Here is a 238-nt window from a genome sequence, read left to right on the forward strand (position 1 = left end):
GCCAACGAGCGGCACCACGAATATGCGACGCTCGTTGGCAAAGGTCAGTGCCTGATGGAGCGCCTTCTCTAAACTAGGCGAAAATGTTGGCACGTTCAGATCCTCACTTCTTTTCCATGACGCATTGCAGCGGATGCTGGTGCTGCCGGGCGAAGTCCATCACCTGGCTGACCTTCGTTTCCGCTACCTCGTATGTGAATATTCCGCATTCGCCAACGCCGTGGTTATGGACATGAAG

At 54.6% G+C, this 238-nt stretch carries 1 protein-coding gene; it reads right to left on the bottom strand.

Annotated features, from left to right (window positions below):
- Positions 1 to 103 precede the first annotated feature (103 nt).
- Positions 104 to 238: ATP-dependent Clp protease adaptor ClpS (locus EOD29_RS34835; RefSeq protein ID WP_206520624.1), on the bottom strand; the 135-nt coding region annotated here is incomplete at its 5' end.

Source organism: Mesorhizobium sp. M1A.T.Ca.IN.004.03.1.1, assembly GCF_003997555.1.
GTDB lineage: Bacteria > Pseudomonadota > Alphaproteobacteria > Rhizobiales > Rhizobiaceae > Mesorhizobium.